This window comes from Pseudokineococcus basanitobsidens, from assembly GCF_037482545.1.
Classification (GTDB): Bacteria; Actinomycetota; Actinomycetes; order Actinomycetales; family Quadrisphaeraceae; genus Pseudokineococcus; species Pseudokineococcus basanitobsidens.
Genome location: NZ_JBBIAA010000005.1, coordinates 42,748 through 69,667 on the forward strand (window position 1 = coordinate 42,748; position 26,920 = coordinate 69,667).

At 77.4% G+C, this 26,920-nt stretch carries 27 protein-coding genes; 16 read left to right on the plus strand and 11 right to left on the minus strand.

The window, feature by feature from the left end:
• Window positions 1–15: 15 nt before the first annotated feature.
• The 3 genes from WDZ17_RS06800 (at window position 16) to WDZ17_RS06810 (ending at window position 3,392) form a co-directional block, all read left to right on the plus strand.
• Window positions 16–1,317: an ABC transporter substrate-binding protein gene (locus WDZ17_RS06800; RefSeq protein WP_339574389.1), complete on the plus strand. Its 1,302-nt coding sequence runs from the start codon at window positions 16–18 to the stop codon at window positions 1,315–1,317.
• A 306-nt stretch (window positions 1,318–1,623) separates the two neighbouring features.
• Window positions 1,624–2,496, plus strand: coding sequence for a carbohydrate ABC transporter permease (locus WDZ17_RS06805; RefSeq protein ID WP_422631869.1), 873 nt, complete (start codon window positions 1,624–1,626; stop codon window positions 2,494–2,496).
• Window positions 2,493–3,392 (plus strand): carbohydrate ABC transporter permease, encoded by a 900-nt coding sequence (locus WDZ17_RS06810; RefSeq protein WP_339574391.1) that lies wholly within the window; start codon window positions 2,493–2,495, stop codon window positions 3,390–3,392. The genes WDZ17_RS06805 and WDZ17_RS06810 overlap by 4 nt, the downstream gene beginning before the upstream one ends.
• Window positions 3,393–3,484: 92 nt before the next feature.
• Here WDZ17_RS06810 and WDZ17_RS06815 read toward each other — a convergent pair whose 3' ends face one another.
• Window positions 3,485–4,459, minus strand: a complete 975-nt coding sequence (locus tag WDZ17_RS06815; protein ID WP_339574392.1) for an MSMEG_6728 family protein — start codon at window positions 4,457–4,459, stop codon at window positions 3,485–3,487.
• 56 nt (window positions 4,460–4,515) lie between these two features.
• Window positions 4,516–4,965: an aspartate 1-decarboxylase gene (gene panD, locus WDZ17_RS06820; RefSeq protein WP_339574393.1), complete on the minus strand. Its 450-nt coding sequence runs from the start codon at window positions 4,963–4,965 to the stop codon at window positions 4,516–4,518.
• Window positions 4,966–5,175: 210 nt separating this feature from the next.
• Here panD and WDZ17_RS06825 point away from each other — a divergent pair, with 210 nt between their 5' ends.
• On the plus strand, window positions 5,176–5,412 hold the full coding sequence (locus WDZ17_RS06825; protein WP_339574394.1) for a type II toxin-antitoxin system Phd/YefM family antitoxin: 237 nt from the start codon (window positions 5,176–5,178) through the stop codon (window positions 5,410–5,412).
• Entirely contained in the window at window positions 5,409–5,855 is a 447-nt protein-coding gene (locus tag WDZ17_RS06830; RefSeq protein ID WP_339574395.1) for a type II toxin-antitoxin system VapC family toxin, read from the plus strand. Before WDZ17_RS06825 ends, WDZ17_RS06830 begins: the two co-directional genes overlap by 4 nt.
• 58 nt (window positions 5,856–5,913) lie before the next feature.
• Here WDZ17_RS06830 and WDZ17_RS06835 read toward each other — a convergent pair whose 3' ends face one another.
• The gene (locus tag WDZ17_RS06835; RefSeq protein ID WP_339574396.1) at window positions 5,914–6,486 is read right to left on the minus strand and encodes an isochorismatase family protein; all 573 of its coding nucleotides are present in this window, start codon (window positions 6,484–6,486) and stop codon (window positions 5,914–5,916) included.
• Window positions 6,487–6,593: 107 nt separating this feature from the next.
• A complete protein-coding gene (locus WDZ17_RS06840) occupies window positions 6,594–7,934 on the minus strand; it encodes a hypothetical protein (RefSeq protein ID WP_339574397.1) in 1,341 nt (446 codons plus the stop codon).
• Window positions 7,935–8,089: 155 nt separating this feature from the next.
• Here WDZ17_RS06840 and WDZ17_RS06845 point away from each other — a divergent pair, with 155 nt between their 5' ends.
• Window positions 8,090–9,625 carry an HAD family hydrolase gene (locus WDZ17_RS06845; RefSeq protein WP_339574398.1) on the plus strand — a complete coding sequence of 512 codons (1,536 nt, stop codon included), beginning with the start codon at window positions 8,090–8,092 and terminating at the stop codon, window positions 9,623–9,625.
• Window positions 9,626–9,706: 81 nt separating this feature from the next.
• Here the strand turns inward: WDZ17_RS06845 and WDZ17_RS06850 are convergent, their stop codons facing one another.
• Together WDZ17_RS06850 and WDZ17_RS06855 are read right to left on the minus strand one after the other, a co-directional pair.
• Window positions 9,707–10,270 (minus strand): hypothetical protein, encoded by a 564-nt coding sequence (locus tag WDZ17_RS06850; protein ID WP_339574399.1) that lies wholly within the window; start codon window positions 10,268–10,270, stop codon window positions 9,707–9,709.
• Window positions 10,271–10,402: 132 nt separating this feature from the next.
• A complete protein-coding gene (locus tag WDZ17_RS06855; protein ID WP_339574400.1) occupies window positions 10,403–10,642 on the minus strand; it encodes a hypothetical protein in 240 nt (79 codons plus the stop codon).
• A gap of 87 nt (window positions 10,643–10,729) precedes the next feature.
• Here WDZ17_RS06855 and WDZ17_RS06860 point away from each other — a divergent pair, with 87 nt between their 5' ends.
• Together WDZ17_RS06860 and WDZ17_RS06865 are read left to right on the plus strand one after the other, a co-directional pair.
• A complete protein-coding gene (locus WDZ17_RS06860; protein WP_339574401.1) occupies window positions 10,730–11,038 on the plus strand; it encodes an EthD family reductase in 309 nt (102 codons plus the stop codon).
• An 88-nt stretch (window positions 11,039–11,126) separates the two neighbouring features.
• The gene (locus WDZ17_RS06865) at window positions 11,127–11,525 is read left to right on the plus strand and encodes an NUDIX domain-containing protein (RefSeq protein WP_339574402.1); all 399 of its coding nucleotides are present in this window, start codon (window positions 11,127–11,129) and stop codon (window positions 11,523–11,525) included.
• A 16-nt stretch (window positions 11,526–11,541) separates the two neighbouring features.
• On the opposite strand, the gene WDZ17_RS06870 is transcribed toward WDZ17_RS06865, so the two are convergent.
• Window positions 11,542–11,994: a hypothetical protein gene (locus WDZ17_RS06870; RefSeq protein WP_422631870.1), complete on the minus strand. Its 453-nt coding sequence runs from the start codon at window positions 11,992–11,994 to the stop codon at window positions 11,542–11,544.
• Between the two features lie 2 nt (window positions 11,995–11,996).
• Window positions 11,997–12,353 (minus strand): hypothetical protein, encoded by a 357-nt coding sequence (locus WDZ17_RS06875; protein WP_339574404.1) that lies wholly within the window; start codon window positions 12,351–12,353, stop codon window positions 11,997–11,999.
• 95 nt (window positions 12,354–12,448) lie between these two features.
• On the opposite strand from WDZ17_RS06875, the gene WDZ17_RS06880 reads away from it, so the two are divergent.
• From WDZ17_RS06880 to WDZ17_RS06905, 6 genes are all read left to right on the plus strand, one after another.
• A complete protein-coding gene (locus tag WDZ17_RS06880) occupies window positions 12,449–13,153 on the plus strand; it encodes a histidine phosphatase family protein (protein WP_339574405.1) in 705 nt (234 codons plus the stop codon).
• 161 nt (window positions 13,154–13,314) lie between these two features.
• Window positions 13,315–14,346, plus strand: coding sequence for a 3-oxoacyl-ACP synthase III (locus tag WDZ17_RS06885; protein WP_339574406.1), 1,032 nt, complete (start codon window positions 13,315–13,317; stop codon window positions 14,344–14,346).
• Window positions 14,343–17,267 (plus strand): alpha/beta fold hydrolase, encoded by a 2,925-nt coding sequence (locus WDZ17_RS06890; protein WP_339574407.1) that lies wholly within the window; start codon window positions 14,343–14,345, stop codon window positions 17,265–17,267. The genes WDZ17_RS06885 and WDZ17_RS06890 overlap by 4 nt, the downstream gene beginning before the upstream one ends.
• A 46-nt stretch (window positions 17,268–17,313) precedes the next feature.
• Window positions 17,314–18,339, plus strand: coding sequence for an NAD-dependent epimerase/dehydratase family protein (locus WDZ17_RS06895; protein ID WP_339574408.1), 1,026 nt, complete (start codon window positions 17,314–17,316; stop codon window positions 18,337–18,339).
• Window positions 18,340–18,388: 49 nt separating this feature from the next.
• Window positions 18,389–19,123 carry a phosphotransferase gene (locus WDZ17_RS06900; protein WP_339574409.1) on the plus strand — a complete coding sequence of 245 codons (735 nt, stop codon included), beginning with the start codon at window positions 18,389–18,391 and terminating at the stop codon, window positions 19,121–19,123.
• 122 nt (window positions 19,124–19,245) lie between these two features.
• Window positions 19,246–19,707, plus strand: a complete 462-nt coding sequence (locus WDZ17_RS06905) for a PPOX class F420-dependent oxidoreductase (protein WP_339574410.1) — start codon at window positions 19,246–19,248, stop codon at window positions 19,705–19,707.
• Window positions 19,708–19,768: 61 nt separating this feature from the next.
• Here the strand turns inward: WDZ17_RS06905 and WDZ17_RS06910 are convergent, their stop codons facing one another.
• The 3 genes from WDZ17_RS06910 to WDZ17_RS06920 form a co-directional block, all read right to left on the minus strand.
• Entirely contained in the window at window positions 19,769–21,271 is a 1,503-nt protein-coding gene (locus WDZ17_RS06910; RefSeq protein WP_339574411.1) for a glutamate-cysteine ligase family protein, read from the minus strand.
• Window positions 21,272–21,336: 65 nt separating this feature from the next.
• Window positions 21,337–23,976: an AAA family ATPase gene (locus WDZ17_RS06915; protein ID WP_339574412.1), complete on the minus strand. Its 2,640-nt coding sequence runs from the start codon at window positions 23,974–23,976 to the stop codon at window positions 21,337–21,339.
• Entirely contained in the window at window positions 23,973–25,217 is a 1,245-nt protein-coding gene (locus WDZ17_RS06920) for a metallophosphoesterase family protein (protein WP_339574413.1), read from the minus strand. The genes WDZ17_RS06915 and WDZ17_RS06920 overlap by 4 nt, the downstream gene beginning before the upstream one ends.
• A 330-nt stretch (window positions 25,218–25,547) precedes the next feature.
• On the opposite strand from WDZ17_RS06920, the gene sigK reads away from it, so the two are divergent.
• Together sigK and WDZ17_RS06930 are read left to right on the plus strand one after the other, a co-directional pair.
• A complete protein-coding gene (gene sigK / locus WDZ17_RS06925; protein WP_422631871.1) occupies window positions 25,548–26,144 on the plus strand; it encodes an ECF RNA polymerase sigma factor SigK in 597 nt (198 codons plus the stop codon).
• A complete protein-coding gene (locus WDZ17_RS06930) occupies window positions 26,144–26,866 on the plus strand; it encodes an anti-sigma factor (protein WP_339574415.1) in 723 nt (240 codons plus the stop codon). The genes sigK and WDZ17_RS06930 overlap by 1 nt, the downstream gene beginning before the upstream one ends.
• Window positions 26,867–26,920: the final 54 nt, after the last annotated feature.

Consider the following 26,920-nt stretch of genomic DNA (forward strand, 5'->3'; position numbering starts at 1 on the left):
TCCGAAGGAGAGCACATGCGTTCCACACGGCTGACGACCGGGGTCGTCGCGGGCGTCGCGGCCCTCGGTCTCACCCTCACCGCCTGCGGGTCCGACTCGGGCAGCGGCAGCGGGTCCGACGACGGGGGCTCGGGTGGCGGTGACGCCAGCGAGGTCGAGGTCTTCACCTGGTGGGCCGCGGGCTCGGAGAAGGCCGGGCTGGACGCGCTCGTCGACGTGTTCGACCAGCAGCACCCGGACACGGAGTTCATCAACGGTGCCGTCGCCGGGGGCGCCGGCTCCGCGGCCAAGGACCTCCTCCAGCAGCGGCTGCAGACCAACGACCCGCCGGACACGTTCCAGGCGCACGCCGGGGCGGAGCTGCAGGACTACATCGACGCCGCGCAGATCGAGGACGTCAGCGCGCAGTTCGAGGAGTACGGCCTCACCGACGCCGTGCCGCAGGACCTCATCGACCTGCTGACCACGGACGACGGCGCGATCTACTCGATCCCCTCGAACATCCACCGCTCGAACGTCGTGTGGGCCAACCCGACGGTGATCGAGGGCGCCGGGCTCGACCCCGAGGCCACCTACGCCACCATCGACGACTGGATCCCGGCCCTGCAGGCCGTGCAGGACTCGGGCAAGACGCCGCTGTCGGTGGGCCAGGCCTGGACCCAGGTCAACCTCCTCGAGACGGTGCTCATGTCCGACCTCGGCGCCGACGGCTACATCGGCCTGTGGGACGGCTCGACGGACTGGAGCTCGGCCGAGGTGACGGACGCCCTCGAGGACTTCCAGACCCTCATGAGCTTCACGAACACCGACCGTGACGGTCTCGACTGGCCGGACGCCACGCAGCAGATCATCGACGGCGACGCCGCCTTCAACGTGATGGGCGACTGGGCCGAGGCCGCGTTCGAGGAGCAGGACATGACGGACGGGGAGGACTACGTCCACTTCCCCGTCCCCGGGACGGAGGACCAGTTCGGCTTCCTCGCCGACTCCTTCACCCTGCCCGTCGGCGCCCCGCACCCCGGCGGCTCCGAGGCCTGGCTGTCCACCGTCGCCTCGCCCGAGGGCCAGGCGGCGTTCAACAAGGCCAAGGGCTCGATCCCGGCCCGCTCGGACGTCGACCTGTCCGACTTCAGCGAGTACCAGCAGAGCGCCGCGGAGGACTTCACCTCCACGACGATCGTCCCCTCGCTGGCCCACGGCGCGGCGGCGCCGGTCGCGACGCTGAACGACATCACCGACGCGACGAGCAAGTTCACGAGCGGGTCCTCGGACCTCGCGACGTTCCAGCAGGAGATGGCCGCGGCCGTCAACGGCTGACCTGCGCACGCGCGACGCCCTCCCCGGTCTCCTCCGACGGGGGAGGGCGTCGCGGCGCCCGCCCCGACGGGCCGGCACGGCACGACCCGCACGACCCTCGGCCCGACCTGCTCGCCGGCGCACCGACGGGCGGGAGCCCCAGCCCTCGTGGAGGACCCCTGTGACCACGGACCCCGTGAGCCCACGAACGGGTGACGCGCGGTGAGCGTCGCCGACCGCACCACCCCCGGCACGGCCGGCGCGACGGCGCCCGCGGGCACCGCACCGCGCCCGCGCCGGCACCGGAACCGGCGCTACGTCGCGCCCCTGCTGCTCATCTCGCCCTCGCTCGTCATCGTCGCCGTCTTCGTGTACGGCCTCATCGCCGTCAACATCCGGACCTCGCTGACGGACGCGAACTCGGCGGCGACGGTGACCGGCCAGGAACCCACGAGCTTCGTGGGTCTCGCCAACTACGTCGCCCTGCTGCAGGACCCCGACTTCCAGCACTCCCTCGCCAACATGGCCATCTACACGGTGGTGTTCCTGGTCGGCGCGCTCGCGGTCGGCTTCGTGTGGGCGTGGCTGCTCGACAAGCCCATCAAGGGGGAGGGGATCTTCCGCTCGGTCTACCTCTTCCCGATGGCCGTCTCCTTCGTGGCCTCCGGCGTGGTGTGGCGGTGGCTGCTCAACTCCAACACCGGCGACTCCGCCTCCGGCCTCAACGCCCTCTTCGAGATGGTGGGGCTGGGCTTCCTGCAGAACAGCTGGTGGAGCAACCCGACGTGGGGCATCGCCGCCATCGCGCTCCCGGCGGTGTGGCAGCTCGCCGGCTACGTCATGGCCCTCTTCCTCGCCGGGTTCCGCGGCGTCCCGGAGGAGCTCCGCGAGGCCGGCCGGATGGACGGCGCGAGCGAGTGGAAGCTCTACCGCTACGTCGTCTTCCCCCAGCTGAGCCCGGTCCTGCTCTCGGCGCTCATCATCATCGGCCACATGTCGCTGAAGGTGTTCGACCTCATCCTGTCGATCGCCGACTCGGCCAACTACTCCACGAAGATCCCCGCGGTCGACGTGCTCCAGTACAAGTCGAGCTTCGAGTACGCCAACGCCGCCGCGGTCGGGACCATCCTGCTGCTGCTGGTGGCCCTGCTGATCATCCCCTACCTGGTGCGCACCGCCCGAGCGGAGAAGGACCGATGAGCTCGACGACGACGACGGTCGCGGCCCCGAAGCCCGACGAGCGGCTGCGGCTCGCGCCCCGGCCGCGGGAGCGGAAGTTCTCGCGGGGCCGGACGCTGCGGTACGTCCTCCTGCTGGTGTTCCTGCTCTTCGTCCTCACCCCGGTCTACGTCCTGCTCGTGACGAGCTTCAAGGGCGCCGGGGACGCGACGGCGGACTCGGCGTGGGCGCTGCCGAGCACCTGGACGCTGGAGAACTGGTCGGCGGCGTGGGAGGCCCTCGCCCCCGCCATCGGTCGCACCTTCCTCATGGTCATCCCGGCGGCGATCATCTCGTCCGTCCTGGGCTCCATGAACGGCTTCGTGCTGTCCCGCTGGAGGTTCCCGTACGCCAACCTGGTGTTCACGCTCATCCTCTTCGGGATGTTCATCCCCTACCAGGCCGTGGTCATCCCGCTCGCGCAGCTGCTCACCGTGACCCTGCAGGTGCCGTCGGGCATCCCGTCGCTGATCATCCTGCACGTCGTCTACGGCATCCCGATCACGACGCTGATCTTCCGCAACTACTACGAGTCGGTCCCGGGCGAGCTCATCGAGGCCGCGCGCGTGGACGGCGCGGGGATGCTGCGCACCTTCGCCTCGGTGATCCTGCCGATCTCGGTGCCCGGCTTCGTCGTCGTGCTCATCTGGCAGTTCACCAGCGCCTGGAACGACTTCCTCTTCGCCGTGTTCTTCGCCTCGAGCCAGAACGGCCCGGTCACGCTGGCGCTGAACAACTTCGCCAACGGCGCGCTGCTGCAGAACTACGGGCAGTCGATGGCGGGCGCCCTGCTGGCCTCCGCCCCGACGCTCGTGGTGTACATCGTCCTCGGCAAGTACTTCATCGGCGGGATGATGTCCGGCTCCGTCAAGGGCTGACCGTCCGCCCGACGCCCCACCCGACACCCAGCAGCCCCCGTCCCGGTCGAGCGACCGGGACGGGGGCTGCGCCGTCCCGGTCGTCACCGGGCTCAGGCGTCGACGCGGATGCCGAACAGCCGCCGCGGGTCCTGGAGCGAGGCCGGCGGCAGGGCGGCGGAGCGGGGGAGGCGCCCGCCCCAGCGGACGGCGCGGCGGTGCGGCGCCGGGGCCCCGCGGCGCGGGACGAAGACGTAGTCCCCGACGACCTCGCCGACGAGGAGCGCCTGCTCGCCCTCGATGGGCAGACCCACCTCGTCGCCGACGGCGACGTCACGCACGAGAGCCTCGAGCTGGCGCAGCTCCTTGCCGGGGCGGCGCCCGGGGTGGACCCGTCTGAGCAGGGCGCGGAGGTCGGGCTCGGGGACCTCCTCGGGCTCCGCGCCCTTCGCCGCCGCCTTCTCGGCGGCCGAGCCCTCGGCGAGCCGTCGGGTCTCGGCGAGCCCCTCCACGACGTCGACGTCGACGCCGGAGCCGGTGGACAGGCCGATGACGCCGTCGGCGAGGAAGGCGGCGAGCTCGTCGGCGCCGCCGGGGCGCACGACCCACAGCGACCGACCGCTGGTCGTGCGGGGGAGGGCCGGGCGCGGCTCGGGCCACACGTAGGGCAGGTCGTCGGGCTCGTCACCGAGCACCGGGCGGTAGGTGCCCGGCTCCTTGCGCAGCAGGGCCGAGCGGTGGCTGCGGTGCAGCGCCTCGTCCCCGAGCCAGGTGGGCAGCAGGCCCTCGGCCGCCAGGTCCTGCTGGGTGACGCCGACGACCTGCGGTGCGAACTCCCCGATGAGGTCGGCCGTCCCGTCGGCGTGGCCGCGACGGCGCCAGGCGTCGACGCACGCCAGGCCGTAGCCGACGAGCGCCGGGGTCCAGCCCCGCCACATGAGCACGGCGGGGTGGTTCGCCCAGCCGTAGTCGGGCAGCTCCAGCGCCCGCAGGATCTGCAGCGTCTCGACCCGCTGCTTGCCCAGACGGGGGGAGTCGAGGACCTCGGCGCTGCGGGCGAAGCTCGGGTAGGGGAGGAAGGTCTGCACGGGACCCATCCTCGCCGCGGCGCCGGGCCCGCCCGGTCACCGGCGCGTCGTGACGGTCAGGCCGGGGCGACCGCCAGGGCGCCCGGCGGACGCTGCATCTCGGGGACGTCGTCGGCCCCCGGCAGGTCCGGCACCGGCTGCGAGAGGTCGTCGCCGAGGGCCACCTGCCGGTTGCGGCCGTCCACGTGGACGACGCGGGGGGAGTGGTCGGCCCGCTCGTCCTCGTCGACCTCGACGAAGGACATGATGATGACCAGGTCGCCGGGGGAGACGAGGTGGGCCGCGGCGCCGTTGATGCCGATGACCCCGCTGCCGGGCTCGCCCGGGATGACGTACGTCGTCAGGCGGGCGCCGTTGGTGACGTCGACGACCTGCACCTGCTCGCCCTCGACGAGGTCGGCCGCGGCGGCGAGGTCCGCGTCGATGGTGATGGAGCCGACGTAGTGCAGGTCGGCCTCCGTCACCGTGGCGCGGTGGATCTTGCCGTTGACCAGCGTGCGGCGCATGCGTGCGGCCCCTCCCCGAGGTGGTCGAGCGGGCGGGCCGTGGTGCGCGGGGCCCGCGTCTCCCGAGCGTAACGACGAGTGCGGGTGCGCCCTTCCCAGCTCCGGGCCGGTCCCGTGCCGAGGCCGGCGCGGTCCCGGGGACGAGGTCGCCGAGGACCTGGTGACGCGCCGTCGCGCTCACGGTCGTCTCACCGGTGATACGTTCGTCGCGTGGATCACGTCACGGTGAGACAGCTCCGCAACGACGGGGGAGCGGTCCTGGACCGGGTGGCGCGGGGGGCGTCGCTCGTGGTCACCCGGGACGGCGCCGAGGTCGCCGAGCTGAGGCCGCGACGTCGACCCGGACCGTCGGCGGAAGACCTCGTGGCGCGCCGACGGCACCTGCCCGCCGTGGACCCCAGCCGTCTGCGCGACGACCTCGACACGGTGCTGGACCCCCGGCTGTGACCCGGGGCCTGCTCGACACCTCCACGGTGGTCCTCCTCGGCCGGCTCGGCGACGACGCCGTGGCGGCCCTGCCCGACGAGCCGCTCGTCTCGGCGATCACGCTCGCCGAGCTGTCCGTCGGACCGCTGGTCGCCGCGACCGAGGCCGAGCGCAGCGCCCGGCAGGCGCACCTGCAGCAGGCCGAGGCCGACTTCGAGCCCCTGCCGTTCGACGCAGCCGCAGCACGCGCCTTCGGGCGTGTCGCCGCCTCGCTGCGGTCGGCCGGACGGGAGCCGGCGGCCCGGGCCTACGACGCGCTCGTCGCCGCGGTCGCCGTGGCCGGCGACCTGCCGGTCCACACCTGCAACCCCGCGGACTTCGACGGGGTCGACGGGCTGGACGTGCGCCCGGTCCCGCACCCGGACCAGGGAGACCGTCGGACCGCTCCCGCGCAACGCCGATAATTGACGTTATGTCAGTTGTCCCCAGGAGGCCGACCCCGCTCCTCCTCCGGGGCCGACGTCACGCCGGCGCCGCCCCGGGCCCCTCGAGCACGACGTCGGCCGCGTCGACGACCGCGGCGGTGCGGCCCGGCGCCGTCTGGAAGCGCCAGTACAGGTTGGTGTGCGCGACGACGTCCGGCACGGGTGGCACGCCCCACTCCGTCTTGTCACCGGCCGTGTGCGCGTCGGCGACGAGCGTCACGTCGTAGCCACGCGCGAAGCCGCCGTGGATCGTCGAGCGGATGCACGCGTCCGTCTCCGCCCCGGCGACGACGAGGCGACCCACCCGGGCGTCGGCGAGGACCTGCTCCAGGTCGGTGCCCTCGAAGGAGTCGCCGTGGTGCTTGGCGACGAGCGGCTCCCCCGCGGCGCGCTGCAGCTCGGGCACGTACCGCCAGCCGTCGCTGCCCTCCGGCAGCCCGTCGTCGGAGTGCTGCACCCAGACGACCGGGACTCCGCCCTCCCGGGCACGGGCGACCAGGTCCCGGATCCGGCCCACCACCCCGTCCCGGTCGTGCGCGCCGTCGACGACGTCCCGCTGGACGTCGACGACGAGCAGGGCGGTGCGCGGGCGGTCGGCGAGCGTGGTCATGGCGGTCCTCCCCCGGCGCCGCGGCCGACGCCGTGCTGACCCGCGACGGTAGCCCCGCACGCCGACGACCGTCGTCGGGTCGCGGGCCCGTCCGGCGGGGACGTCCGTCAGCGGCGGCGGTCGCGGGCCCAGGCCAGGGGCCGGCGCACCAGGGAGAGCGGTCCGAAGCCGCGACGGTAGGAGCTCGTGCGCGTGGAGCCGACCTGGAACAGGACGAAGGCCACGAGCCACAGCAGCCGCGCCTGCGGGGCGTCGTGCAGCAGCAGGACGACGGCGGCGACCACGAGCGCGGTGACCTCGACGGCGACGACGGCCGCGAGGCTGCGCGGCGCGAGCCACGGCGGGCGCCCGTCCCAGCCGCCGACGCCCGCGCGGCTGCGCAGGTGCAGCACCGGAGGGGCCGCGGCGCTGACGACGCCGGCGACCGCGAGGACGGCCCAGCCCGTGCCGTCCGCCCCTCCGCCGACGCCGACCGCCGCGTACGCGGCCAGCAGGGCCGCCGCCCCCGCGGCGTCCCAGGCCTTCAGGTCCAGCGCCGAGCGCGCCGGCCGTTCACGGGCCACGACGAGCTCGTCCGCCGGGCGCGCGCGCTCCGAGCGGCCCTCGACGCGCAGCAGACCCGCGTGGTGCAGGAGCAGCGCCACGTGGGCGCGCCGGCCCAGGCCCGCGGCCGGCGGCGCGCCCCGCTCCCCCAGGAACGTCGTCGCCTCGAGCACCCACGCGGTGAGGACGCTGGCCGTGTACGTCGCCAGCAGCGTCACGACGAGCAGGACGCCGAGCCGCGCCGGCAGCTCGCCCGCCGCCGCGGCGTGGTACCCGGTCCAGACGCGCAGCCCGTAGCCGAGCGGCACGAACAGCAGCACCGGGACGCCGAGGGACCGTGCGCGCGGGCCCGTCGGGTCGACCGCGGGCGCCCGACGGATGCGCTCGCGCACGAGCTCGTAGCCGCCGGAGACGAGCACGAGCAGCACGAGGAAGGCGAGCGCCGCCTCGCCCGGCGCCCCGGGCAGCGCCACGGCCAGCAGCACCGAGAGCACGACCCGCACGACGACGCTGCCCCACACCGCGGCGGCGCGCAGCGGCGTCCACGGGAAGCTCAGCCGGCCGCGGTGCGCGCTCTCCGGGTGGGCGGCGTCCGCCGCGCGGTCCCGCAGGTCGTTGAGCTGGTACCGGGCCTGGTAGGCGAGCAGCTCGACGAGCACCCACAGCACGAGCAGCTGCCCGAGCTCCGCGGGCCCGGGCAGGTGCTCGCGGGCGACGAGGGCCGTCAGGGCCCCGAGGGGGACGAGCGGCAGCTTGAGGACCACCTCGCGGGCCCGGGGCAGCAGCAGCCGCGCCACGAGCGCCCCCCTCGTGGCGTGCAGCTCGGCCGCGGCGGGCCGAGGCTGCTCCCCCGTGCCCGTGCCGCGCTGCGTCCTTCGGCCCCCGTCGACCGGCGTGGTGCTCACGAACGGTGACGGTAGGGCAGGACCGGTCGACCGCGGGCGAGGTCCGTGGCCCCGGGTGAGCGGACGGGCGACCGTCGCCCGTCCGGCCCCCTCCTGCCGTCACCGTGCGCGAGGATCCCGAGTGCGCCGACGACCGGCGCGCGACAGGAGGTCCCGTGCCCGCCCCCCGTGAGCCCGTCCCCCGTGAGCCCGTCCCCCGTGAGCTGTCCACCACCGACTGCTTCGACACCGTCATCACCCGTGGGCTCGGGGAGCCCCGCCAGGTCCACTACGTCGTCGCCCGGAGGCTGCGGCAGGACGGCCTGCTCGCCGCGGGGGCCGAGGAGTACGTGGAGGCACGGGAGCGGGCGGAGCACCTCGCCCGCTCCCGCCGCGGACCGGGGCGGACGTCGGACGACGTGGCCCGCGAGGTCGTCGCGCTGCTGGACCTGCCGGCCGACGCGGCCCCGGCGGTCGCGGCGGCGGAGATGGACGCGGAGCTCGCCCTGACCCGTGCGGTGCCGGGCGCCGCCGCGCTGCTGGCGGCCGAGCGCGCCCGCGGCGCCCGGCTCGGCTTCCTCTCCGACACGCCGATGACCGCGGGGCAGCTGCGGCTCCTGCTGGAGCGCTGCGGGCTGATCGTCGAGGGCGACCTCGTGTGGACCTCGAGCGACCTCGCCGCCGAGAAGGGAGAGGGCGAGGCCTACGCCGCCGTCGTCGCCGACCTCGGGGGCAGGCCGGGGCGCTGGCTGCACCGCGGGGACAACCGCCGCTCGGACGTCCTCATGGCGCGCCTGTCCGGCGTCGAGGGCTCCTGGGCGCCGGCGGCCGCGCTCACGGGCGACGAGCGCCGGCTGGACCGCGCGGCGCCGGCCACGGGCGGCCTGTCCTCCGTCCTCGCGGGAGCCTCCCGACGCGCCCGGCTCCTCCTCGCGGAGGACGGGGACGCCGACCCGCGGGCCGGCGCGGTGACGGGCGTGCTCGCGCCGCTGCTCGTCGGCTACGCGCTGTGGGCGCTCCACCGCTGCGCCGCCGACCCCCCGGCGGCGCTGCGCGTGACCGGTCCCGGCTCGGGGGTGCTCCTGGACGTGCTGACCCCCCTCGCGGCCGTCGTCGCCCCCGGGCTGGAGCTCCGCGACGACGGCGCGCCCGCCGCGGACGAGCTCGTCCTGCACTCCCCCGGCTCGACCACCGGCGCCGGCCTGCACCTCGTCCGGACCGACGACGGCACCGAGCAGGGGGTCGACCCCGGGCCCGACGACGGGGCGGGTGCCCGCTCGGGGGCGTGGCTGCGGGACGACGTCGCCGGCACCGGGTCGGTCGAGGCGGGGGTCGAGGCCGCTCTGCTCGTCGCCGCCCTGGCCCGCGAGCCCCACCCGGGTGTCGTCCTCGCGGCGCGCGAGGCCGCCCCCCTGCTCGCGCTCCTGCCCTGGTCCGCCGACCTCAGGGGGCCCGTGCTGGCCGTGGCCGAACGGCTGCGGACCGCCCCGACGCCGGCCGAGGCCCGCGCCTGGGCCCTCGTGCCCGGGACGCCGGCGTGGCCGGCCGCCCGCGCCGCCGCCCGGTCGGGGGCGGCGCGCACCGCCGCCCGCGCGGCCGCTCGCTCGCGCGGCGCGGGCCGCCTGCTGCGGCACAAGGCCACGCGCGGCGGCGTCCTGCTGCGCGGGCGTCTGGCGGCTCCGCGTCCTCGGGGCGAGGACGGGACCGGCTGACCGACGCCGCGGGGTCGTTCCCGTGACGGCGACCGCCCCCGGGAGACCCGGGGGCGGTCGGCGTCAGGACGTCCCGACGGCTCAGCTCTTCTCGACGACCCTGCGCGCCGTGCGGTCGATGAAGCCGACCGCACGGTTCGGCGGACGCTGCTGCTCGCCGAGCGCCGACGCGGTCCCGATGATGGAGCCGGTGAGGACCGGGATCAGCCACTGGAGCGCGTCCAGCTGACGCTGGGCGTCGGCGACGTCCGGCGGCGTCTGCGTCGAGGGCGTCGTGCCCCCGCGGACGGCGACGTCCTGGTTCTTGGAGACGGTGCGGCCGAGCTTGCGGCTGTAGGCCGTCGCGCCCAGGGCGGCGACGGTGAAACCCGTCTTCACGGCGCTCGTGACGCGCACCGCGGGTTGGGTCCGGACCCGCTCGCGGTTGGCGGCCAGCTGGCCGACGGCGCCGACCAGGTGGACGCCGATGGCCACGGCGTTGACGGGGGTCCAGCGGTCCCAGCCGTCGTTGGCGACGCGACCGGCCTCGTTCGGGTCGCCGACCTTGGACGCCGCGTGGTTGAGGGAGACGGCGTTGGCCAGCGTGCCGCCGAACCAGGCGGCGAGGCCGACGTCGTGCAGGACGCGGGAGACGGTGGATGCCACGGTGTTCCTCCGGGAAGGGGATGGGTCGTCGTGCGGTCGGGTCACCCCAGCCTGGGGGCCCCGGCGCGGACCTGCACGGCGAGCGGGCGCCCGACGCGGGGGCCCTGGCGCCGACGGGGTCGTGCGGGCGGGTCAGCCCCGGGCGCGCAGGTGCGAGCGGCGCAGGATCTGCCCGTCCGCCGTCTGCTGGTGGCGGCGGAAGACCAGCACGGCGACGACGAGGCCGACGGTCGCGGCGACCCAGCCCGAGTAGTTGGTGGGCTGGACGACGATCCAGACGACGCCCCCGACGAGCGCCAGGACGCCGAGGAGGGCGGCGAGGCGCCGCACGAGGAGGGACGCCGCGGACTGGTGGACCTCGCTGCTGCTCACGGCGGCGGAGCCTATCCGGGCACCTGCCGGCACCGCGGGGCGACGCCCGCGGTGCGCCGCGGCCCGGGTCGCCCTAGCGTCCTCGCCATGGCCGTGAAGCTGACCGTCGTGTACGACAACCCCGAGGACCCGGAGGCGTTCGAGAAGCACTACGCGAGCACGCACGCCGCGCTCGCCGGCAAGGTGCCGGACGTGCAGCGGGTGGAGACCGCCAAGGTCTTCCCCAAGGAGGACGGCTCCGACACGCCGGCCTACCGGACGGCGGACCTGTACTTCGTCGACTACGCGACGGCCAGCGCGGCCCTCGCCACCCCGGAGGGGCAGGCGCTCGCCGCGGACGTCGACTCCATCGCGACCGGTGGCTACCGGATGCTGCTCTCGCAGGTCGGCGGCTGAGGCACCCCTCCCACCCGCCGGGCCCCGGCCGCGACCCCTGGTCGCGACCGGGGCCGCGTCGTGCCGGCGCTCTGCGAGGGTGACGTCCGTGGGAGGGCAGGAGCACGTGGTCGTGACCGCCGCCCTGCGCCGGGACGGGCGCGTGCTGCTCGTCCACCGCTCCCCCGGCCGCTCCTTCTACCCCGGCGTGTGGGACCTGCCCGGCGGCCACGTCGAGCCCGGTGAGGACCCGTGCGCGGCACTCGCCCGTGAGCTCGCCGAGGAGCTCGGCGTCGACGCCGAGGTGCACGGGCCCCCGGTGGCCCGTCTCGTCGAGGACGACCTCGTCATGGACGTCTGGGTGGTCGACGCCTGGCGCGGCCACGTGGTCAACCGGGCGCTCGACGAGCACGACGCGCTGGCGTGGTGCACCGCCGAGGCGCTCCACGGCCGCCCGCTGGCGCACCCCCGGCTGGGGACGCTGCTGGCCGATCTCCTCGTGCCCTGAGCCCGGCGGCCGGCGCTCAGACGACGCGGCGCGGCCGCTGCGAGACCAGCCACCACAGGCCGAGGACGGGCAGGACGAGCGGGACGTAGCCGTAGCCGGCGCCGAACCCGGACCAGACGGTGGCGTCGGGGAAGGCCACGGGGTCCTCGACGCTGAGCAGGCCGACCGTGACCACCCCGACGAGCTCCACGCCCACGGAGACGAGCGCCACCCGCCGCGAGCGCTCGCTCGAGCGCACGAGCGCGACCGTCGCGACGACGTACACGGCCGCCGCGAACGCCGAGAGCAGGTAGGCCAGGGGCGCCGCCGAGAAGTCCGTCAGGACCTGGACCAGGGCGCGGGCGCCAGCCGACAGGGCGAAGACCGCGTACACGGCGACGAGGACGCGCCCGGGCCCCGAGCGCAGGGTCGGTCGCCGCCCGCGCGGGTCCGCGTCGGCGCCCGTCGCGGTGCTGCCGTCGTCCGCCACGCTCACCCGTTCCAGATCTGCTCGAGCCGCAGGACGAGCACGGCGGTCGTCACGGCCGTGATGGCGAGGACGCCGTTGCCCCAGCGGCTGCGGTCGGCCAGCCCCCAGAAGACGCCCACGGGCAGCAGCACGACGACCGTCAGGAGGTACCCGGCGAAGGTGGCCGTCGACACCGGACGGGTGCCCGTGACGACGTAGACCACCGCGACGGCGGCCTGCACGAGGACGAGGACCTCGAGGACCGCCGCCAGCAGCAGCTGCCCCCCGGACGGACGGGCGGCCCGCAGCGCCCCGACGAGCGACCACGCGGCCAGCGCCAGGGACAGGGCGCCGAGCACCACCGCGAAGGGGAACAGCACGCCCGGCAGCCTAGGGGCGGGCCCGCGGCGCCTCCCCGGCCCTCCCCCGCGCCGTCCCGGGCGCCGGCTCCCTCGTCCCCCTAGGGTGCGACCGCATGAGCACCCCTGCGGACGCCGCGTCCTCCCCCGACGCCGGGGCGGGGGGCTCGCTCGTGCTGGGCCCCCCGTCCGCCGGCTCGCACGACCTCAGCAGGGGCCCCGGCCGGTACCCGCTGCTGCTCGTGCGCCACGGGCAGACCGAGTGGTCCAGCGACGGCCGGCACACCGGGCGCACCGACATCCCGCTCACGCAGGAGGGCGAGGCGCAGGCGACGGCCCTGCGCGAGCTGATCGCCCCGTGGCGGGTGAGCGCCGTGCGCGTCAGCCCGCTCCAGCGGGCCCGCCGGACCGCCGAGCTGGCCGGGCTCGGCGACGAGCTGGAGCTGGTCGAGGACCCTGACCTCGTCGAGTGGGACTACGGCGGCTTCGAGGGCCTCTCGACGCCGCAGGTCCGCGAGCGGCTCGGGTACGAGTGGAAGATCTTCGACCACGGCGTGCCGCCCGGTCGCACGCCGGGCGAGCTGGTGCAGGACGTCGCCGCCCGCACGGCGCACGCCCTCGCGCGGGTGCGCCCCCTCCTCGACGAGGGTGCCGTCTGCCTCGTGGCCCACGGCCACTCCCTGCGGATCCTGGCCGCGACCTACCTCGGCCTGCCCCCGAGCGCCGCGGCCGCCCTCGAGCTGAGTCCCGCCTCGCTGAGCGTGCTCGGCGAGAGCCACCGGGAGCCGACCGTCCGGCAGTGGAACCTGCGGCCCTCCTGAGCCGCACCTGGGAGAGCCCGCCGGGCCGTCGCGCACCGGCGGCGGAGGCCCGCCCACCGCCGTCGCGGTGGCAGACTCCTCGCCCGTGCGCCGGGGTGCGCGACCTGGCGGGCACCCGCGAGGACCGCACCCGGCGCCGACCAGCCGAGCAGAGACGGACGATGCGCGTGTCGGGCAACACCACGATCCACCACGAGGGCACGGCCCTGCTCGGGACGAGCGCGGTCGAGGCCCCCGTCGTGGTCACCTCGGCGTCGATGGAGGAGCAGCTCGCGCCCACGCTCGCGCGGCTGCGGATGCGCGCGGGGACGCTCGCCTCCCTCGCCGGCATCGAGGAGCGGCGCTGGTGGGGACCCGACGAGGACGCCGCCGGGGGCGCCGCCCGCGCGGGGCGGCAGGCGCTCGAGGCCGCCGGCGTGGAGCCGGGCGACGTCGGCCTGCTGCTCAACACGTCGGTGTACCGCGCGAACCTCGAGCCCTCCGTCGCCGTCGGCGTGCACCACGCGCTGGGGCTGCCGAGCTCGGCGCTGAACTTCGACATCACCAACGCCTGCCTGGGGTTCGTCAACGCGCTGACGCTCGCGGCGACCATGATCGACAGCGGGTCGGTGCGCTACGCCCTCGTGGTCGACGGCGAGGACGCACGGCCCGTGCACGAGTCCACGCTGGCGCGGCTGTCCTCCGACGACGCCACGCGGCGCGACTACCTCGACGCCTTCGCGACCCTCACCCTCGGGTCGGGCGCGGCCGCCGCCGTCCTGGGGCCCGTCGCCGACCACCCCGGGGCGCCCCGCGTCCTGGGCGGGATCTCCCGCGCCCGCAGCTCCGCGCACGAGCTGTGCGTCGGCGGCAACGACGGCATGGTCACCGACGCGCGCGGGCTCCTCGAGGAGGGCATGCAGCTCGTCGGGGACGCCTGGGACGACGCGCAGGGCGACGGGTGGTCCTGGAAGGACATGGACCGCTACGTGCTCCACCAGGTGAGCACGGTCCACACCCGCTCCCTCGTCGAGCGCATCGGCATCGACCCCGAGCGCGTCCCGCTGACCTTCCCCCGCTGGGGCAACGTCGGTCCCGCCGCGCTGCCGATGACGCTCGCCGCGGAGGCCCCGTCGCTGCGACCCGGCGACCGCGTCCTGTGCATGGGCGTCGGCTCCGGGCTCAACACGGCGATGACGGAGATCGCCTGGTGACGGCGCCCCCGTCACCCGCGCTCCCCCCCGGCGCCGCCCGGCGCGCCCCCGGAGCGCCCCCGGTCGACCTCGCCGCCCTCCCCGGCGTCGACCCGTGCTGGTCCCGCCTCGTCGACGCCCCCGCCTCGGACGGCACCCGACGCACCTGGCACCTCCTGGACAACGGCCGCCGGCTGGACGGCGGCCGGCTCGACGGCGGGGACGGACGCCCGCCGGCGGGGACGGTCCTCGCCGTCCACGGCAACCCGACGTGGTCCTACCTGTGGCGCGACGTCGTCGCGGAGGGGACGACCGGGGACGCCGACGGCCGCCGGTGGCGCGTCGTCGCCGTGGACCAGCTCGGGATGGGCCTGTCGGACCGCCGCCCCCGCGCGGACGGCTCGCCGTGGCGCCTGGCCGACCGGGTCGCCGACCTCGCCGCGCTCGTCGACGTCCTGCGCCGCGGGACGGACGACGGGTGGCCGCCCCTGGACGGGCCCCTCGTCGCGCTCGGCCACGACTGGGGCGGCGTCGTCGTCAGCGGCTGGGCCGGCGAGCACCCCCACGACGTCGCCGCGCTGGTCCTCACGAACACCGCCGTCCACGCGCCCGCGGACGCGGCGCTGCCCCCCGCGCTGCGGCTGGCGAGCGCGCCCGGGGTGCACGAGCTCCTGACCCGGCGCACGGACGGCTTCGTCCGCGCCGCGGTCGGGCAGGTCCGCCCGCGCCCGCCCGCCGCCGTCCGCGACGGGTTCGGGGAGCCCTACCGGACGACCGCGCAGCGCCGCGCCGTCGCCGACTTCGTCACCGACATCCCCTGGCGCACCGGCCACCCCAGCCGTCCCGCGCTGGAGCGGGTGGCGGACGGCGTCAGCGCGCTCGGCCGGGCCGACGTCCCCGCGCTCCTCGTGTGGGGCACCGACGACCCGGTGTTCTCCGACCGCTACCTGCGGGACCTGCAGCGGCGGCTCCCGCGGGCGGACGTCCACCGCGTCGAGGGCGTCGGGCACCTGGTACCCGAGGACGTCGGTCTCGGCCCGCTCGTGCTGCGCTGGCTCGCCGCGCGCGACGTGGGCGCCGACGGGGACGCGACGGCCCGACCCGTCCCCGCGGGCTCCCTGCACGCCGCCGAGGGCTCCCCCGGGACGGGCTCCCCGGGGCCGTCCTCGGGCGCGCTGTGGTCGGAGCTCGAGGCGCGGGCGCAGGACGACTCCCCCGCCGTGGTGGAGATGGCGGCCGGGCCGCAGGGCCGTCCGACGACGCTGAGCTGGCGCGAGCTCGGGCACCGGGTCGCCGAGGTCGCCGCCGGGCTGGCGGTCGACGGCGTGCGCCCCGGTGACCGCGTGAGCCTGCTGGTGCCCCCCGGGGCCGACCTCACGGTCGCCCTCTACGCCTGCCTCCGCCTCGGCGCGGTCGTCGTCGTGGCCGACCAGGGGCTCGGGGTCCGGGGCCTGTCGCGGGCGGTCCGCGGTGCCGCCCCCCGGCACGTCCTCGCCGTGGAGCGCGGCCTGGTCGCCGCGGCCGCCCTGGGCTGGCCCGGCCGGCGGGTGGGCGTCGGCCCGCTCGGACCGGTGGGACGACGGCTCGCCGCGACCACGCTCGCCGCCACCGCGACCCGGGGCCGCCGGTCGCCCGCGGGGGGCGCGCCCGCCGGTGGCCGGCCGGGCCTCGCGACGCTGCGGCTCGCCGCGCCGGACCCCGCCGCGGACGCGGCGGTCCTGTTCACCTCCGGCTCCACCGGTCCGGCCAAGGGCGCCGTGTACACCGGCGCCGGGCTCGCGGGCATGCGCGACGCCGTCGCCGCCACGTACGACGTCGGCCGCGGGACGGCGCTCGTCGCCGCCTTCGCCCCCTTCGCGCTCCTGGGACCGGCGCTCGGGGCCGTCTCGGCGAGCCCGGCCATGGACGTCACCGCCCCGCGCACGCTGACCGCCGCGGCGCTCGCGGACGCCGCCCGCGAGGTCGGCGCCTCGGTCGTCTTCGCGTCGCCGGCGGCGCTCGCCCACGTCGTCGCGACGGCGGCCGACCTCGACGGCGCGGGCCGCGCCGCCCTGGCCGGGGTGCGCACCCTGCTCTCCGCGGGTGCCCCCGTCCCCGTGCCGCTGCTGCGCCGGGTCGCCGACCTGGTGCCGTCGGCCACGCTGCACACGCCCTACGGGATGACCGAGGTGCTGCCCGTCACCGACGTGGACCTCGCCGCGCTCGAGGCGGCCGCGGCGGACGGGGCGCACGACGGGCCGGCGGACGGCGTCCTCGTCGGCGCGCCGCTGGACGGTGTCGAGCTCGCCGTGTCCCCGCTGGACGGCGCCGGTGCCGCCGGCGCGCCCCCGACCTGCGCCGCCGGCGTCGTGGGCGAGGTGCTCGTGCGCGCACCGCACGTCAAGGCCCGTTACGACCAGCTGTGGGCCACCGAGGACGCCGGCCGCCTCGTCGACGACCGGGGGCGCACCTGGCACCGGACCGGCGACGTCGGCCACCTCGACGCCCGGGGCCGGCTCGTGGTCCGGGGCCGCACGGCCCACCTGGTGCGGACCGCCCGCGGGGTGGTGACGCCGGTGGGCCCCGAGCTGGCGGCGGGCTCGGTCGAGGGCGTCGCCCGGGCCGCGGCCGTCGGCGTCGGGCCGGACGGCACGCAGGCGCTCGTCGTCGTCGTGGAGACCGACCCGCCGGCCGGGCGCGCGGGTGGCGCCCCGGACGACCTGGTCGGGCGGGTCCGCGCCGCCGTCCGGGCCCTGCGGGGCGAGCCCGAGGTCGCGGCGGTGCTCGTGGTGCCGGACCTCCCGACCGACGTGCGGCACGACTCGAAGGTCGACCGCGCGCTCGTCGCGGCGTGGGCGGAGCAGCGGACGGCCGGTCGGCCGGCCCCGCCGCCGTGGACGTCCCGGGGCCGCCTGGCCACCGCGCTGCGCCGGCCGCACCAGGTGCCCCGGGCGCGGCGGTGAGGACGGTGACGCGGCCGGGAGCCCCTCCGCCGGGGGGAGGGCGACGGTGAGGGAGGCGGGCCTCGTCGTCGTCACGGGTGCGAGCGGGATGCTGGGGCGGGCCACCGTGCGGGCCCTGGCCTCCGCCGGCCACCCGGTCCGGACCCTGCAGCGCCGTCCCAGCGCTCTCGCGGGGCCCCGGTCGGGTGCGGGCCCGGGTGGGGCAGGACCCGTCGAGGACGTCGCGCTCGACCTGTCCGACCCCGCGGCCGACCTCGGTGCGGCCCTGCGCGGCGCGCGCGCCGTCGTGCACTGCGCGGCGAAGGTCTCGGTCTCGGGGCCGTGGGAGGCCTACCGGCGGACCAACGTCGAGGGCACGGCGCGGCTGCTCGAGGCGGCCCGGGCCGCCGGCGTCCGCCGGTTCGTGCAGGTCTCCTCGCCCTCGGTGGCGCACGCCGGCGTCCCGCTCGTCGGCGCCCCGGCCGGCGCGGCGGACCCGGGCGCCGCGCGCGGCCGCTACGCGCGGAGCAAGGCGCTCGCGGAGCGCGAGGCCCTGGCCGCCGACGGTGACGGGCTCGCCGTCGTCGCCGTCCGCCCCCACCTCGTGTGGGGCCCCGGCGACACCCAGCTCGTCGCGCGCGTCGTCGAGCGGTCCCGGCGCGGTCGCCTGCCCCTGCTGTCCGGCGGGAGCGCGCTGGTGGACTCCACCTACGTCGACGATGCCGCCGACGCCCTCGTCGCCGCCTGCGCCCGGGCGCACCGGCCGGGCGTCCACGGCCGTGCCCTCGTGGTCAGCAGCGGCGAGCCCCGGACCGTCGCCGAGCTGCTGGCGTCGCTGTGCCGGGCCCACGGCGTCGCGCCGCCGACCCGCTCGGTGCCGGCGGCGCTCGCCCGGGCCGCCGGGGCCGCCGCCGAGGCGCTCTGGGCCGTGCGTCCGGGGCCGGACGAGCCGCCGATGACCCGGTTCCTCGCCGAGCAGCTGTCCACGGCCCACTGGTTCGACCAGCGCGAGACGCGTCGCGCCCTCGCCTGGGCCCCGCGGGTCGGCCTCGACGAGGGCTTCGCCCGGCTGGCCGCGGCCGCCCGCGGGTGAGGCCGTGACCGGCGCGGGTGGGGCACCGGGACGCCCGCCCGTGGCCGCGGTGCCCACGGGTCCCGTCGACGTGCCGGCGGTGGTCCGCCACGCGGTGCCGGGCCGACGGCTCGTGGCGGTCTGGGTGAACCAGGTGGGCGGGACGACGTGGCGGACCGACGACGACGGGCCGGGGCTGCACGTGAAGTGGGCACCGGCGGGCAGCGGGCTCGACCTGGACGCCGAGGCGCGCCGGCTGGCCTGGCTCGCCGGGCGCACGCCCGTCCCCGCGCTGCAGGCGTCCACCTCCGGCGGTGACGGCGACGTCCTGGTCACCCGGACGCTCCCGGGCCGCAGCGCCGTCGACCCGCACTGGCTGGCGCGTCCCCTGGACGCCGTCACCGCCGTCGGGCGCGGCCTGCGGTCCCTGCACGACGTCCTGCCCGTGGCCGGGTGCCCGTTCTCGTGGTCGAGCGCCGACCGGCTCGCCGCGGTCCGCCCCGACGCCGGGGCGGACGTCCTCCGGCTGCTGGCGTCGCCCCCGCCGGACGACCGGCTGGTGGTGTGCCACGGCGACGCCTGCATGCCCAACACGCTGGTCGACGACGACGGGGCGTGGGCGGCGCACGTGGACCTCGGTGCTCTCGGCGTCGGCGACCGGTGGGCGGACCTGGCCGTCGCCTCGTGGAGCACCGCGTGGAACGTCGGCCCGGGCTACGAGGACGCGCTGCTGGAGGCCTACGGCGTCGACCGCGACGAGGAGCGCCTGCACTACTACCGCGCGCTCTGGGACGCCGGCCCCTGAGGCCCTCGCCGCCCGCGACCGCGGCGTGGTCGGCGGGCGGGGCGTGGTCGGCGGGCGGGGCGTGGTCGGCGGGCGGGGCGGAGGGCGGGCTCGCGTCCGCGGCGGCCGCTAGCGTGCCCGCCATGCCGCAGATCGCCACGTCGACGACCGTCTCGCGCGAGGAGATGCTCGAGTTCACACGCCCCCGCCACCGCGTCCTGCTCATCACCCGGCGGCGGTCGGACGGCGGCCCGCAGGCCTCGCCCGTCTCGTGCGGCGTCGACGAGCAGGGGCGCTTCGTCATCTCGACCTACCCCGAGCGCGCGAAGTCCGCCAACGTGCGGGCCTCCGGCCGCGCGAGCGTCGTCGTGCTGTCCGACGACTGGGACGGGCCCTGGATGCAGGTCGACGGCGACGCCGAGCTCCTCGAGATGCCCGACGCGCTCGAGCCGCTCGTCGACTACTTCCGCTCCATCTCCGGCGAGCACCCCGACTGGGACGAGTACCGCGAGGCCATGGCCCGCCAGGGCAAGGCCCTGGTGCGCCTCACGCCGACCCGGTGGAGCCCCGTCGCCACGGGTGGCTTCCCCGCCCGTCTCGGCTGAGGGGCCGCCCCTCCCGGCGGGCCCGACCGGCGCGACCGACCAGCGCCGCCGACCGCCGGGCTCACCCGGCGGGCCACGACCCGACCGGCTCCCCCTGCCGCATGAGCTCGGCGTACCGCCCGAGCATCCCGTGCAGGGCGCCACGGCGGTCCGCGCCGCGTGCCTCGGCGGCCGCCACGGCGTCGTGCTGCCACTGGGCTCCCGTCTGCCGGGTGCTCGCCCGGTGCTCGAGGACCCCGAGGTACCGGTCGCACGCCGCCTCGTCGACGCCCCAGCTCGCGAGGCCCTCGTGGACCAGCGGCAGCAGCGTCCGCAGCACCAGGTCGTCGGCGTCGCGCTCCTCGACCCGACCCGTGCGGGCGTCCGGCCACGGCAGACGTGACCGCAGGCCGCGCCGGGCACCCGCGTCGAGGGCGTCGCGGGCGAGCGAGAAGGGGACGGCGCCCTCCCCCTCCCACGGCCGGTCGTCGCCGAGGGCCAGCGCCCGCACGGCCCCGAACCAGAACGCCGCGTTGGCCGCCACGTCCACGACCGTGGGCCCCGACGGCAGCAGCCGGTTCTCCACGCGCAGGTGCGGCGAGCCGTCCACGACGTCGTACACGGGCCGGTTCCACCGCCAGACCGTCCCGTTCTGCATCTTCAGCTCGGCCAGGCGCGGCACGCCGCCGCGGCTCAGCACGCGCAGGGCGTCCTCCTCGGCCAGCTCGGGCAGCAGCGGCGGGTAGTGCAGGGCGGCGTCCTCGAAGAGGTCGTAGGCCGAGGTCGTCCACGCGTCCCCGAGCAGCACCCGCTCCCGCACGCCCTGCGCGGCCAGCTCGGGCGGCCGCGAGTCCGTCGACTGGGCGAAGACCGGCAGCCGGGACTCGTCCCACAGCCGCCGCCCGGCGTAGAAGGGAGAGTTCGCGGCGAGGGCCACCTGGGCGCCGGCGAGCAGCTGGGCGGCGTTGTGGACGGCGGCGAACTGCTCCGGGGAGACCTGGAGGTGGAGCTGGACCGAGGTGCAGGCGGCCTCCGGGGCGATCGACGGCGCGTGCGCCAGCAGCCGCTCGTCCTCGCCGCGGATGTCGAGCAGCAGGTCCTCGCCCCGCTGCGCGCGCACGGCCTCGTCGAGGGCGCGGTAGCGCGGCGAGCGCGTCATCCAGCCCTCGCTCTGGTCGTCCGGCAGCAGCGTCGGGACGATGCCGATCATGACGACCCGGGCACCGTGCGCCCGGGCGGCGACGTCGGCGGCCTCCATGCGGGTCCGGAGGTCGGCCTCGAGGGCGATCGCGCCACCACGCTGCATCCGCGAGGGCGGCACGTTGACCTCGATGGTGTGGGAGCCGAGCTCCGTCGTGACGTCCGGGTCGCCCAGCGTGGCGAGCACCTCGCGGTTCGCCCGCGAGGGCCGCGCCGCCGGGTCGACGAGCGCGAGCTCGACCTCCATCCCCGTCATCGTGTCGTCGGTGGTGAAGGCGTCGTCGTCGAGCAGGCGCCGCAGCACGAGCAGCTGGCTGCGCAGCCGCTCGCGGTAGCGCCGCCGCCCCTCCGGCGTCGACACCGTGCCCGAGACCTCGTCACCCACGGCGACGATCCGACCACCTCCGGCGACGAGGCGCCAGGCCCGTCCGCCGACGGGCCCGCGCGGGCTCAGGCCCGCAGGCGGACCGTGGTGGCACCCGTGACCTTCCGGTAGCGCTCCGGGACGCAGGTGAGCACGAGGACCTGGCAGGACGCGCCGGCCAGGGACAGCGCCCTCGCCATGCCGTCGAGCCGACGCTCGTCGGACCAGCCGAGGGCGTCGTCGACGAGCACGGGCACCCCCGCGCCCCCGCTGACGAGCACGGCGCACGCCAGCCGTCCGAGGAGGGCCAGCTGCTCGCGGGCACCGGTGGACAGCTGGTCGTACGGCACCGTGACGCCGTCCAGCGTCCGGGACACCACCCTCAGGTCCGGCCCGACCTCCACGCGGACGTCGGCGCCGAAGACGGGCGCCGCCAGCCGCTCGACCTCGGCCCGCAGGGGCTGCACGTACGCCGCGTGGGCGCGGGCGCGGGCCTCCTGCAGCGCCTCGTGCAGCGTGCGGGCGGCGCTCGCGCGGCGCTCGCGCGCGGCGAGCTCGCGGGAGAGGCGGTCGTGGTCGGCCCGGGCCTGCGCCAGCTGCTCGACGGTGCCGGCACCGCCCCGGTCGTCCAGGACGGCGGCGAGGGCCCCCACCTCGTCCTCCAGCCCGCGCAGCCGCTTGCGACCGTCGTCGACCCGGTCCCGCAGCACGGCCAGGTCGGCCTCGGCGTCCTCCACCCCGGCGTCCCGGACCGCGGCCTCGGCGGTGGCGAGCCGCTCCTGCGCCGCCTCCCGGAGCGCCAGCGCGGTCTCGGCGACCTGCCCGAGGGCGTCGTCCCCCGACCCGGACCGGGCGCTCGCGAGGTCCGCGGCGAGGAGGTCCGCCCGTGCGGCGGCGGCCTCGACGTCCGCGCGCGCCTCCGCGACCCGTCGCCGGTGGTCCTCCAGCGCGGCCGCGGCGGCCTCCAGCCGTGCGGCCGTGCGGGTCTCCTCCGCCGCCGCCCGGGACAGCGCCGCCTCGGACTCGGCCTGCCGCAGGTCCAGCGTGCCGGCGTCGTCCGGACCGCCGGTGTCCCCCGGACCGGCCGACCCGCCGCCGGGTGGGGGTGTGGGTCGGGCGGCGTCCCAGCGCGCCACCCGGCGCCGGGCGGCCCCGAGGTCCTCCCCCGCCGCAGCACGCCGCAGGTCCCCCTGCGCCGCGTCGAGCGCGGCCACGGCGGTCCGCCGTGCGTGCGCCGCGGCCGCGGCGCCGGCCAGGTCGGGCACGCCCAGCGCGGCGCAGCGCCCGGCCAGGGCGTCGGCCGCCCGCCGGGCCGAGGACTCGGCACGCTCCTGCTCGCCCGTCGGGCGCGCCTCCACCCGCAGGCCGCCGACCTCGAACCAGGTCCCGCCGGACAGCCGCACCTCCTCCGGGTCGGGACCCAGCTCGCGCTCCCCGTCGGCCGTGGTGACGACGACGCCGGCGCCGCGCAGCACGAGGACCGGGGCGGACGCCCCGGCCCGGCCCCTCGCCTCGACCCAGGCGCGGTGCAGCTCCTCGACGTCGGCGAGGGCGGCCTCGTCGACGTGACGGACGGCGAGGTCCGCCTCCGCGGCCGCGACCACGACCACGGCCTGGTCGTGGGCGGCCAGCACGCCCCGGAGACGCTCGACGGCGACCTCCTCCGCGCGCTCGCCCGCCGCCCGCACGACCGCGTCCCGCTCCGTCCGGCGACGACCGGCGCCGACGGCGGCGGCCTCGGCCGCCGCGCCGGCGGTCTCCAGCCTCTCCTGCGCGCCGGCCAGCGCCCCCTCGGCGACCACCAGGGCCGTCGCCCGCTCCTGGGCCGCCTCGACCAGCTCCTGCACCCGGCGGCGCAGCGCCGACCGCTCGGCGAGGCCCTGCTGCGCCGTGGCGCTCTGCGCGGTGGCCGAGGCGAGGTCCGCGGCGGCGACCTCGGCCGTCCGCCGGACCAGGCGCAGGGCGAGCAGCCGCTCCTGCGCCGCCCGCAGGTCGGCGGCGTCCCGGGCGCCGGCCGAACGCTCGGCGGTCGCGTCCTCGCGGGCGCGGTCCAGCCGGTCGACGACGCGGTCGACCTCGGCGACCTCGCGCTCCAGCGCGACCACGCGCGCCTGCGCGGCCTCGACGTCGGCCAGCAGCTGGCGGCCCTCGACCCGGACGGCGCCCGTGGGCGTGGAGTAGCGCAGGTGCTCGGCCTCGGCGCGGGCGACGAGGGTCTCCTCCCGCTCGCCGCCGACGGACTCGGCGACCGTCGCGTCCAGCGCCTGCGCCAGCGAGGAGCGCGCGTCGAGCTCGGCCTGCTCGAGACCGACCCCCTGCTGCAGGCGCAGCGCCCGCCACAGCGGCAGGTCCACCTCCTCGGCGAGGACCTCGAGGACACGGGCGTGGGCCTCCCGGCCCGCCAGCTGCTCGGGCGCCGGCTCGTGCACCACGAGCCGCGTCGACGGCTGCCGGTGCCACTGCTTGCGGTAGGTGAAGCGGTGGCGTCCGGCGCGGATCTCCGCCTCGACCACCGTCGCCACGTCCTGGCCCACGGGCTGGGTCTGGCGGACGAGGCGCTTGCGCGAGTCGTCGTACTCGTCGAGGAGCAGGTCGAGGGCGTCGACCACGCTCGTCTTGCCGACCTCGTTCTCCCCGACGAGGACGGTCACCCCGGACGGCGAGGGCACGACCTCGTGGTCGACGACGCCGCGGAAGGACTGCAGGCGCAGCCGCAGGATCCTCATCCGGCGGCCGCGAGCCGGTGCAGCAGCGAGAGGGCGTCCTGCGCGGCGACGGCGTCCGGCGTCGAGGGGAGGCGCCCGCGCTCGCCCGCAGGTCCCCCCGCGAGCAGGTCCGCCGTGACCGGTGCCTGCGCCCGCCGCGCCAGGCCCTCCGCCGCCTCGAGCGCGAACCCGCTCAGGCCGAGGGCGTCGAGGTCCCCGGCGTCGGCCCGCACGACCAGGTCGCTGCGCCGCTCCCAGACCTGCAGGGCGCCGAGCAGGTCGCCCGCGTGCTCCAGCAGCACGTCGACGCGCGCCTTCTGGGCGAGGGACAGCGAGCCCACGACGCCGAGCTTCAGGGCCGTCCGCGACTTGTCCGGCAGGTCCGACAGGAGCGCCTCCAGCGCGTCGACGTCCTCGTCCGTGTCGAGCTCCATCCGCAGGCGGCGGAACCTCCACCGCCCCACCGGCACCCGGGTGACGACGACGTCCGGTCGTGCCGGCGCGCCGGCGTCCCCCGGGTGCCGGCCGATCGCCGCGGGCCCCCCGGGCTCCCCGGGCTCCCCGAGGTCGACGACGAGCACGTTGCCCGGGTCCTCCTCGTCGTGGTCGGTGGGCTCGGGCGCCCCGGCGTACCAGACCCGGCCCGTGCGCCCCACGTCCGTCGTCGAGTGGCGGTCCCCCAGGCAGACCAGGTCCAGGGCGCCGTCGTCGAGGAGCCGCTCGAGCGCCGCCAGGTCCATGACCGCCGGGTCCGGGGCGGCTGCCCCGTAGGACTGCACGGCGCCGTGCGCGACGAGCACGCGGCGCACGTGGGGCTCGGCCGCCAGGTCCGCGCAGGCCCTCGCCGCCAGGTCCTCCACCGGGCGCTTGCTCCGCCACGGGGCCGACAGCACCTGCACCCCGGCGACCTCGACCGGCGTCCCGTCGAGGACGTGCACGTGCTCGGGCGCGAGACGGCGGAAGCGCTCGGACGTCATGACGCTGCCGGCGTCCAGCGGGTCGTGGTTGCCGGCCAGCAGGAGCACCGGGACGGGCACCTCGGCCAGCGCCTCGCACGTGCGGGCCACGACGTCCCGGCCGACCTGGTTGGTCTCGAAGACGTCCCCCGCCACGACGACGAAGGCGCAGCCGTGCTGCTCGGCCACGCGGCCGAGGGCCCGCACGGCCTCGAAGCGCGCCTCGGTGGACCGCGCCTGCGCGTCCGGGGACAGGTAGTGCCGGGTCATGCCCAGCTGCCAGTCGGCCGTGTGCAGGAACCGCACGCCGGCACCTCCCTCCCTGCGGTCGGGGCGCCGGGGCAGCCCCTCCTCCGGGCCGTGCGCCCGGTCCTCGCGACGCTAGCCGCGGGGTCCGACAGCGCCCCGCAGCACACGCTGGGCCCGTCCGGCGGACGCGCTCGTGCGGCGGACGGCGCCCCGCGCCGACGCCGTCACCCGGTCGGGTGGACGACCGGCTGAGGGGCCGGCGCACCAATCCCGCGGGGCCGTCGGGGCGAACGCAGCACGAGACCGGCCGCGGACCCCGCGGCGGTCCCTGCCGGGCGAGCAGCGCCCCGGACCGGGAGGGGTGGCACAGTGAGCACCGTGTCCTTCCTGAGGCCGGAGCGCCGTCGCTCCCGCACCGCCGAGGACGCCGACGGCGCGACCGACGCCCTCGGCGCGCTCCTGCGCCGGGTGGCGCGGGGCGACGAGCAGGCGTTCGAGGCGCTCTACGACGCCGTGGCCGGTCCGGTCTACGGCGTCGTGCTCCGGGTCCTGCGGGACCCGGCGCAGTCGGAGGAGGTCACCCAGGAGGTCATGGTGGAGGTCTGGCGGCAGGCGCCGCGCTACGAGGCGGCCCGGGGCAGCGCCCGCGGATGGGTGCTCACCGTGGCCCACCGGCGAGCGGTCGACCGCGTGCGCTCGGCGCAGGCGAGCACCGACCGCGAGGACAAGGTGGCCGCCCGGGACACCGACCGCGCCTTCGACGTCGTCGCCGAGGAGGTCGAGCACCGGCTCGAGGCCGAGCAGGTCCGCCGCTCCCTCGACGTCCTCACCGACCTGCAGCGCGAGTCGGTCGAGCTCGCCTACTACGGCGGCTACACGCACCGTCAGGTGGCGGAGATCCTCGGGATCCCCCTCGGCACGGTGAAGACGCGTCTGCGGGACGGGCTCATCCGCCTGCGCGACGAGATGGGCGTGGTGGCGTGATGACGGTGCTGCCGCCGCAGGGCCCCCGCCGTGGCGGGGACACCGACGAGAGGGACGTGCGCGACCTGCTGGGCGCCTACGCCCTCGACGCCGTCGACGACGTCGAGCGGGCCAGGGTCGAGCGCCTCCTGCGCTCCGACCCGGACGCCGGGGCCGAGGCGGCGTCGTACGCCGAGACGGCCACCCGCCTCGCGGTCGCCGCCTCGACCACGCCCCCGCCGGCGCTGCGCGCCCGCGTCCTCGCGGAGGCGGCACGGACCCGGCAGGTGGCGCCGGTGGACGACCGTCGCCCCGGCCCCGGCGGGGCGGCACCGGCGGTGCGCCAGCGGCGGGCCGTGCGGCTGCTCGCCGCGGCGTGCGGCGTGCTGCTCGCGGGGACGGTGGGCCTCGGCGCCGCGCTGCTGGGCCAGGACGACGCCGCCCCGACGCTCGTGGCCTCCGGCGAGTTCGCCGGCGGCACCGCGGCGCTCGTCCAGGTGGACGGCGAGTACGTCGTCCTGGGCGAGGGCGTGCCCGCGCCGCCGTCGGACCGCGTCTACCAGCTGTGGTCGCTGGAGGAGGGCGGCGACCCGGTGCCCGAGGGCTTCCTGTCCTCCGAGGGCGGCGGCCTCGTCGGCCAGGTCGACGACTGGCCCTCCGGCGCCGTCCTGGCCATCACCGAGGAGCCCGCGGGCGGCTCGCCGCAGCCGACCAGCGACGTCCTCGCGACCGTCCCGACCTGACGGGCCGCCGGTCTGCGGCCGGGGAGGCACCGCGCACGCCCGAGTCGGCGTGGG

What these genes read in the sequence shown, in the direction of transcription:
- WDZ17_RS06800 (WP_339574389.1), top strand. Translation starts at nt 16, where the DNA reads ATGCGTTCCACACGGCTGACGACCGGGGTCGTCGCGGGCGTCGCGGCC.
- WDZ17_RS06835 (WP_339574396.1), bottom strand. Translation starts at nt 6,486, where the DNA reads ATGACCACGCTCGCCGACCGCCCGCGCACCGCCCTGCTCGTCGTCGAC.
- WDZ17_RS06930 (WP_339574415.1), top strand. Translation starts at nt 26,144, where the DNA reads ATGACGGTGCTGCCGCCGCAGGGCCCCCGCCGTGGCGGGGACACCGAC.
- WDZ17_RS06885 (WP_339574406.1), top strand. Translation starts at nt 13,315, where the DNA reads ATGCGCGTGTCGGGCAACACCACGATCCACCACGAGGGCACGGCCCTG.
- panD (WP_339574393.1), bottom strand. Translation starts at nt 4,965, where the DNA reads ATGCGCCGCACGCTGGTCAACGGCAAGATCCACCGCGCCACGGTGACG.
- WDZ17_RS06880 (WP_339574405.1), top strand. Translation starts at nt 12,449, where the DNA reads ATGAGCACCCCTGCGGACGCCGCGTCCTCCCCCGACGCCGGGGCGGGG.
- WDZ17_RS06810 (WP_339574391.1), top strand. Translation starts at nt 2,493, where the DNA reads ATGAGCTCGACGACGACGACGGTCGCGGCCCCGAAGCCCGACGAGCGG.
- WDZ17_RS06860 (WP_339574401.1), top strand. Translation starts at nt 10,730, where the DNA reads ATGGCCGTGAAGCTGACCGTCGTGTACGACAACCCCGAGGACCCGGAG.
- WDZ17_RS06905 (WP_339574410.1), top strand. Translation starts at nt 19,246, where the DNA reads ATGCCGCAGATCGCCACGTCGACGACCGTCTCGCGCGAGGAGATGCTC.
- WDZ17_RS06915 (WP_339574412.1), bottom strand. Translation starts at nt 23,976, where the DNA reads ATGAGGATCCTGCGGCTGCGCCTGCAGTCCTTCCGCGGCGTCGTCGAC.